The sequence below is a fragment of the Synechococcus sp. R55.2 genome (assembly GCF_047462075.1).
Lineage (GTDB): Bacteria > Cyanobacteriota > Cyanobacteriia > Thermostichales > Thermostichaceae > Thermostichus.
Genome location: NZ_JANSIH010000194.1, coordinates 1 through 772 on the forward strand (window position 1 = coordinate 1; position 772 = coordinate 772).

General features: G+C 56.5%; 1 pseudogene. It reads left to right on the forward strand.

The features are described 5' to 3' along the window. Positions 1 to 643: pseudogene (locus tag NW838_RS06740) on the forward strand (potassium transporter TrkA); the annotation flags it as partial. Positions 644 to 772 lie beyond the last annotated feature (129 nt).

The following is a 772-nucleotide window of genomic DNA, read 5'->3' on the forward strand; positions in this document are numbered from 1 at the left end:
GCGCCACATGCAGACGCTGGGTATCTGCTACAGTGCTACCGGGTTGGGTGCACGGGCTTTTGCCACAGCAGCACTGGTGGGATCCGTCTACGGCACTCTGGCTTGGCAGGGGGAAACTCTGCTGGTGACGCTGCTGGAGGTCTCTGCCCATTGCCACTACCTGGGGCTATCCTTGCACCAACTGGCCCAGGATTATGACCTGGTGATCTTGCTGCATCGCTCCCGACCGGGTAAGCCCTGTGTTTTTCCCAAGATCTGGCAAAAAGAGGGCAAGACCCCGTTGAAAGAAGGCGATCAACTCTATGTGATGGGAACGGTGGGATCCCTGATTCGCCTGACCCAAGGACGCCCTCTGCCCCCAGAGTTGTATCAAGTGCGCCTTTTGGAGTGTCGCAACCCCTATTTTGAAGATGAGATCCTTTCAGCTTTATCGTTCTACGCACGCCTGCCCAAAACGGCCCTGAAACCCCTATTGCGCTGTCTGCCGGCGGTGGTGAGCCCGCCCCTTCCCCGCGACAAGGCGATCAAGTTGGCCCGCCAACTGCGCAAAATGAGCACTGAAGTGCAGGTGTTTGCCCAGGCGCAGCCTGCCCATTGGATCCCTGCAGCCATGAACGAAAACAGCGAGAGTAATCTGAATTGATTTGGACACTGTTCTGTTTATTGGTCTATTCTGCACTCCGTAGTCCAAAACATCTCGTTATGGGCAGTTGGACATTCAGCTAGAAATCGCAGGAGCCCCGCACTGTACCCGTAGGGTCAGTGCCGGGAG